The 6,000-nt window shown below is 67.2% G+C and carries 8 protein-coding genes; 3 read left to right on the top strand and 5 right to left on the bottom strand.

Translation table 11 applies throughout. The features are described from left to right. Positions 1 to 96 precede the first annotated feature (96 nt). From AB0878_RS47110 to AB0878_RS47100, 3 genes are all read right to left on the bottom strand, one after another. Positions 97 to 1,305, bottom strand: a complete 1,209-nt coding sequence (locus AB0878_RS47110; RefSeq protein WP_366589634.1) for a cytochrome P450 — start codon at positions 1,303 to 1,305, stop codon at positions 97 to 99. An 876-nt stretch (positions 1,306 to 2,181) separates the two neighbouring features. Beyond that, positions 2,182 to 2,463 (bottom strand): SHOCT domain-containing protein, encoded by a 282-nt coding sequence (locus AB0878_RS47105; RefSeq protein ID WP_366589631.1) that lies wholly within the window; start codon positions 2,461 to 2,463, stop codon positions 2,182 to 2,184. A 24-nt stretch (positions 2,464 to 2,487) separates the two neighbouring features. Beyond that, entirely contained in the window at positions 2,488 to 2,934 is a 447-nt protein-coding gene (locus AB0878_RS47100) for a DUF6325 family protein (protein ID WP_366589629.1), read from the bottom strand. 663 nt (positions 2,935 to 3,597) lie between these two features. Between AB0878_RS47100 and AB0878_RS47095 the strand changes: the two genes are divergently transcribed. From AB0878_RS47095 to AB0878_RS47085, 3 genes are all read left to right on the top strand, one after another. Beyond that, a complete protein-coding gene (locus AB0878_RS47095) occupies positions 3,598 to 3,735 on the top strand; it encodes a hypothetical protein (protein ID WP_366589625.1) in 138 nt (45 codons plus the stop codon). A gap of 69 nt (positions 3,736 to 3,804) precedes the next feature. Further along, positions 3,805 to 3,993: a hypothetical protein gene (locus AB0878_RS47090; RefSeq protein WP_366589623.1), complete on the top strand. Its 189-nt coding sequence runs from the start codon at positions 3,805 to 3,807 to the stop codon at positions 3,991 to 3,993. Positions 3,994 to 4,014: 21 nt separating this feature from the next. Next, on the top strand, positions 4,015 to 4,224 hold the full coding sequence (locus tag AB0878_RS47085) for a hypothetical protein (RefSeq protein WP_366589621.1): 210 nt from the start codon (positions 4,015 to 4,017) through the stop codon (positions 4,222 to 4,224). A gap of 263 nt (positions 4,225 to 4,487) precedes the next feature. Here the strand turns inward: AB0878_RS47085 and AB0878_RS47080 are convergent, their stop codons facing one another. Next, positions 4,488 to 5,009 (bottom strand): hypothetical protein, encoded by a 522-nt coding sequence (locus tag AB0878_RS47080; RefSeq protein WP_366589619.1) that lies wholly within the window; start codon positions 5,007 to 5,009, stop codon positions 4,488 to 4,490. Positions 5,010 to 5,414: 405 nt separating this feature from the next. Further along, positions 5,415 to 5,996 (bottom strand): dihydrofolate reductase family protein, encoded by a 582-nt coding sequence (locus tag AB0878_RS47075; protein ID WP_366589637.1) that lies wholly within the window; start codon positions 5,994 to 5,996, stop codon positions 5,415 to 5,417. Positions 5,997 to 6,000 lie beyond the last annotated feature (4 nt).

Genomic DNA, 6,000 nt, shown 5'->3' with positions numbered 1-6,000 from the left:
AGCCTGGCTCCACTTCTACAATCACCACCGACCCCACAGCGCCGTCGGAGGCCACCCACCGATCACCCGGCTGACCAACCTCCCTGGACATCACACCTAGCCCCAGGCGATCGGCAGCTCGCGAACGCCGTAGACCAGGGTGTTCTGTTTGAAGCCCAGCGACTCCCGCGGCACGGCCAGGCGCAGGTCGGGGACCCGGCGGAACAGGCGCGTCAGCGCCTCCTGCAGTTCGACGCGCGCCAGCTGCTGGCCGATGCATTGGTGCGCGCCGTAGCCGAACGCCACGTGCGCGCGCGGCGACTCGCGGTGGAAGTCCAGCTCGTCCGCCGCCGGAAACAGCTCCTCGTCCCGGTTCGCGGAGTTCAGCGCGGCCACCAGCCATTCTCCTGCCTTGACGGCGCGGTCGCCCACCTGCACGTCCTCGGTGGCGTGGCGTAGCACGCCGAACTGCACCACCGACAGGTACCGCAGCAGTTCCTCGACCGCGCGTGCGGGCGCGGCCAGCACAGCGTCGCGCTGCTCCGGGTGTTCCAGCAGCACCAGGGTGCTCAGCGCGATCATGTTGGCGGTCGTCTCGTGGCCGGCCACCAGGAGGCTGAGCCCGAGCATCACCAGTTCCTCGAGGCTGAGCGGATCACCCGTGGCGGCGCCTCGCGCGATCATCCGGCTGAACAGGTCGTCCTGCGGATTCTGCTGCTTGTCCGCGAACAACCCCGCCAGGAACCCGGCCAGCTCGTCATAGGCCTGCTGCCCCTGCTCGCGCGTGGCGTCGGTGCTGACCAGCAATGAGCTCTGCTGCTGGAACCGCTCGCGATCGGCGTACGGGACGCCCAACAACTGGCAGATCACCAGCGACGGGATCGGCAACGCGAAGTCTCGCACCAGGTCCGCCTCGCCCGGCCGGGCGAGCATCGCGTCGAGATGGTTCTCGACGAGGTCCTGGATGTAGGTGCGCAGCGCTTCCACTCGCCGGACGGTGAACTGCGCGAGCACCATCTTGCGCAGCCGCGAGTGTGGTTCACCGTCGAGCTGGATGATCGAGCCCGGCCTGACCGGTTCGTCGAGGTCGGCGCGCCGGGTGACGTGCACCGAAGCCGCGCCACGCGAGCTCATCGTGGGGTCGGCGAGCACCGCGCGGACGTCGGCGTAGCGGGTGACCAACCAGGCGTCCATCCCCGCCGGGCAGCGGACCTGCGACGTCGGGTCGGCGGTGCGCAGGGCGCCGTACTGGGCGGGCGGGTCGTACGGGCATCCGGCCGGTCGCGTCATCGGGAGGGCCGGGGTGTCGGATGCGGCTGCCGTCACGGCGGATCACGCCCTTCTGTCGGTGGTCTGGACGGTTGCGCGATCGAGCGCAGCCGTCTCTTCGGGAGGATCAGGGTCTGTAGAGCGGCGCCTCGCCGAGCGGGGAGGACCTGCGCAAGGCGAGGGCCTGCGACGGCGCACTCTCGGTGTCGGTGCGTGACCGCCGGGGCGCCTTTCGGCGCGAGGCCGGCCTCCGGCGGTGATCGGGCGTCACAGAGGAATCATATGAACCATAAGGTCCAATACAAGGTCGCCGTACGGATACCGCAAGGCGCTGCGTCTTCGAGTTGGTTGCGGCAGCGGCCTCTCGTGAAACCCCTCGAGCAGGCAGACGGTCGCACGGCTCAAATCGAGTTTCCGGACCTGGGATGACGTGCCTTGGAAGGGTGTTCTCATGGTCAATCAGAGTCGAGTGCCGCTCATCGTGCCTCACCCTCAAGTCGGCGCTTCACTGACAGTGGTCTTAACATGAGCTCGCTGATCGACATCCCATAAAGTGAACCATGGAGTCCACGAATTTCGAAGGCAACACAGGCAAGTTTCCAGGTACGGCCGGGCAAGGAGGATCGTCCCGGTTGCTGACCATGGAGAGGTCGCGCCAGTTCTCGCCGAAAGCGGCGAGGAGATCGTTGTGGTGGAAGGCGACGGCTCGCACCGAGCGGGACTTACTCGGCTTTCACGGCGTCGTCACCAGCGACCGGACGGCGAGCGAGGCTTCCAGGGTGACTTCGGGGATCAGGTCGGCGAGAAACTCGTCCGTCGCGGCGATCACGTGGAAGGCGAACCGACCAATCGTAGTAGTGGTGGTGTCGAGACCTCCCTCACCTCGAGAGGAGTGCAGCGGCTGCGTTGCGCTTGTCCGATCCCGATGTGCTGTCATGACGCGAGGATCTTGGCCTTCTCCGACGCGAACTCGGCGTCGGTGAGGACCCCCTGTGCCTTGAGTTCGGCAAGCTCCTTGAGCTGGGTGACGGCGTCGCGAGCGGGTGCCGCGGCCGGTTGTGGTGGCGGCGGGTCCTGCTGTTGTTGCTGGGCGTCCTGTTCATCCTCTTGCATGGCCCAGCGCCGGCCCTGGCGGCGCGAAACTCGATTCGACACGGCGGTCGCCGTCCCCGCGATCGCGGCGGTTCGGGCGATACCTCGGAGGAGTCCCGGCATGGTCCTGATCCTTTCTCCGGCGGGTCAGACGTCGGCTGCTTCGGCGGCATCCAGCGATGCCGCGACGGCATCGAGCGGGACGTAACCGGCCGCCACCACCTCGGCCCCGCCACGGCGCAGGGCCTGGGTGAACGAACGTGCCCACCGGTTCTCGAACAGCACGATCGCCGCGGACGATCCGGGTTCGATCGCGGACGCGGCATCGGCCAGGTCGCCCTCGTCGAGCAGGCCCGAGGACGCACCTTCGAAGATCGCCACGTCGAGCCGGCCGTCAAGATCCAAGTCCTGCAACTCGACCGCGCGCACTGACCCATCGGTGTCCCGGGTGACGAACAGGAGATCAAGGATTCGGATCAAACGCTGGTCGACCAGGTCCACGAAGATCGGCAAGCCGTGTCCGGTTATCTTGCTGCCCGGGAACTCGACGATCAGAAAACTGATCGGCCCCATCGCCTCGACGTCATCGGTCATCACAGGCCTCCTGGCTGCTTCACGGCAGGGGAGTAGTGCGCGCCGCCGTGGACGCGCGCACCACCCCTCGACTGTCGGGCGGATGGCCCGCGCTGTCCTCATCCCAAGGAGGTGACGTCGCACCCGCACGGCGGGGATGGCGCAGACTCGGCGGACGCGCGCAAATCGTTTGAGGGGCGGAAGCCCATCGCAGCGATACGAGGCGGACATCAGTTCGGGATGAGGTCGTCTCGGTCGTTGCCGACCGCGCGCTGCATGCATCGAGAATGATTTACCCGGACACGGGATTGCGGGTGAGGACCTTCTCCCCTGTCTGTGGTCGGGTGTCTTCCAGAGAATGGCTGCGAGCAGTCGGACGGGGAGCCGGGGAGGACGGGGGCCGTCCGACTGCTCGATCGTCCGCGAGTTTTCGCCGCGTGGCCTTGGCTCGGTGCTTGACGGTGCCCCATTCGGCGGCAGAGGTCCGTGTGCCGTCCGGCCGAGGACTTTCCACGACCAGCACCGCTCGCGCTACCGACGTCAGCTCGGCCGGCAGGTGAAACGTCGCGCCGATCGTGGGCTTGCGCTGCGGTGGCGATCCACCAGTGTGCGTCGATGGAGTCGTTCGCCAGTCCCGTCCCGCAGGTCGCACGGACCAGGGAGATGCAGTCGTGGACAGCTGCGATGACCGTGGATGCGGCGATCTTCACGCTGGCGCTGTCCTGCGACGGTGGTGTCCGGCGTGATGCGCGATGCGTGCGTGGCCCGGCCGAGGGCTGGGGCTGGCCTCGGGAGACGTCGCCGGGTTCGCGGCCGCGCTGAGTGAGGTGATGAAGACTCCGGCGCGCACGGCGCGCTCCACTTCGGCGAGCATCTGCCCAGCCCCAGGCTGTGCCCTCGGTCGATGATGACGACTTCACCCACATCGCCGGCCCGTGCGGCGGCGACAACGCCATGGGGTATCAGCTGATGCCGAGCCGGCTGATCGCGCTGGCCGACGTCCGTGGCTTGTGTATCCACCTGGCCGCGCACCTCCAGAAGATTTCGCGTCCTTCCCCTGCTTCACCACGGTTTCTCTGACCAGCACAGACAATCATGACCATGCCCACCAATCTCAGTGACCTCGGCGCGCCCCAGTCGGTCGCCGAGCTCGCCGCGGACCCGGACCGGGTAGTGGCGTGGAGCGCGACGCTGCATCGGTGGCCGACCGCCGAACGCGAGTTCATGGCCGACGGCCGGCACGACCGGCTCAGGCTCACACCCGTCGACGACCAGCTGGTTGCGGTGATCATCTGGGTCGATGAGCCATGACCGATTCAACCCGGCTGATTACAGAAAGTCGTTACTCGGATCGAGTGAGGAGTGACCCGCGCAGGGGCACGGGTCGAAAGCCCGACTCGTTGTGTACTGGCAAGTCAAGGCTGGATGTCGTCGGATTTGAGGTCGGTTGTATCTGCCGCTGCCCGACCCCGACTGCACCCCCGGCACGGCGGGGCGCACCGGTACCCGTCCTAATGGGCGGCCGGTTTGGCCGGCCCAGCCAACGACACTGCGTCACGCCTGCCGGGCCCCCTTCAGGGTCGCCGCTTCCGTGCTGCCCGGTATTCCCGTCCGCGCTCGTCCGACTGTTTGTACACGATGTCGGGTGCTTCCGGTGCCGGCCACACGGAAAGCAGGTAGTTCTCGACGGGTTCCTGGACGTTGCGATCGGGGGCGATGTCGCGGCCGCGGGCGTGCACACGTATCCGGTAGGTGCCGGGTCCCGCGTGGGCCAGCTCGGGGAAATCCGGCGGGTCTTCCATGATGCCGTGCACGATGAGTTCTCCGTACTCCGACTCGACCGAGACTTCGGCGACTTCGTCCCAGTCGTCGAGCCCGACCGAGTCGGGTGCGGTGTCGAGCAGTTGCAGGGTCACGGTGACCGAACCCGTATGAATACCGGTGAGGACAACCGCGCCGTTGACGAGATCCGTCCCCACGAAACCGTTGGCACGGGCAAGGCGTGGCGCGGGCAAGTCCGCACTCACGTCCCTGATGACGAAGTGACCGTGACTCATGTGCACGTCAGCGGTTGTTGTCCTCACCGGTTTGTTCATGCGTCCCCTCGTTCAGCTAGGTGACCGTTACCCAGAACGGGTCGTCGTCGATCACGCGTTCGTCGTTGTAGTACTGGCCCAACTCACTGCCGCCGTCCTGGTTCTGCTCCGAGTCGATGGCTTTGCAGCTCCAGCGTCTTGTGCAGTGTTCCCGAAGTGCTGGGCGAGGCCCGGCCGAGTGCCGAGGCGGGGCAAGACGATCCACCCTGCGTCGATGTGGTGGACCGGGACCGGCTGCGGCACCACAGATCCACGATGGGGGCGGTGTTCGGCGTCCCCACGGCGGTTCTGGTCGGCGATGCGCTGCCGGCGCTGCGCGTGCTGCGGGAACGCGCAAACGCGGCCGGCGGCCGGATCTCGTGTCACCGTTCGCAGTGGACTTCTTCGCTTACCCACTCAGATCGGTCAACGGCGCACCCGATAGCGCAGGTGAAGCACCCGGTTGCCCTGGATCACCTCGTCGGGTTCCTCCAACAGGTGCTGCGCGTGGACCGACCCGAAGTAGCGCTTGCCGGATCCGAACACGACGGGTACGACGTCCATGCGCACCTCGTCGATCAGGCCAGCGGCCAACACCTGGCCACCGACGTCGCCGGCGGCGACCTCGACCATGCGGTCACCCGCAAGCTCCTGCGCCTTGGCCACGGCTGCCTGGACACCGTCGACGAAGTGAAACGGCGCTTCGGGGTCCCAGCCGTCGGGCTCCGACCGGTGCGTCACGACGACCACGTGGTCGATCCCGCCCGGAGGCTTCCCGTCCCAGCCGTCCGTCATGTCGAAGACGTGGCGGCCGACGATGGTCACCCCGATCCGATCCCAGTACGGCCGGGTGTAGTCGTAGGACGTCTGCGACACCTTGAGCGCGCCGCTCTCGTCCAACGGGACGTCACCGCTGGACAACCAGTCGAACAGCGGCCCGGGCTGGTCGTTCTCGTCCGCGACGAAGCCGTCCACCGACACCGAGCTGTACATGACCACTGTGCCCACGGGG

Source organism: Amycolatopsis sp. NPDC047767, from assembly GCF_040704195.1.
In the GTDB taxonomy this organism is placed as follows: domain Bacteria; phylum Actinomycetota; class Actinomycetes; order Mycobacteriales; family Pseudonocardiaceae; genus Amycolatopsis.
This window is presented reverse-complemented; position numbering and strand designations above follow the sequence as displayed.

Bases quoted from the DNA above. Each gene is read 5' to 3' on its own strand.
- AB0878_RS47095 (WP_366589625.1), top strand. From the start codon at position 3,598: ATGACCGTGGATGCGGCGATCTTCACGCTGGCGCTGTCCTGCGACGGT.
- AB0878_RS47085 (WP_366589621.1), top strand. From the start codon at position 4,015: ATGCCCACCAATCTCAGTGACCTCGGCGCGCCCCAGTCGGTCGCCGAG.
- AB0878_RS47080 (WP_366589619.1), bottom strand. From the start codon at position 5,009: ATGAACAAACCGGTGAGGACAACAACCGCTGACGTGCACATGAGTCAC.
- AB0878_RS47105 (WP_366589631.1), bottom strand. From the start codon at position 2,463: ATGCCGGGACTCCTCCGAGGTATCGCCCGAACCGCCGCGATCGCGGGG.
- AB0878_RS47100 (WP_366589629.1), bottom strand. From the start codon at position 2,934: ATGACCGATGACGTCGAGGCGATGGGGCCGATCAGTTTTCTGATCGTC.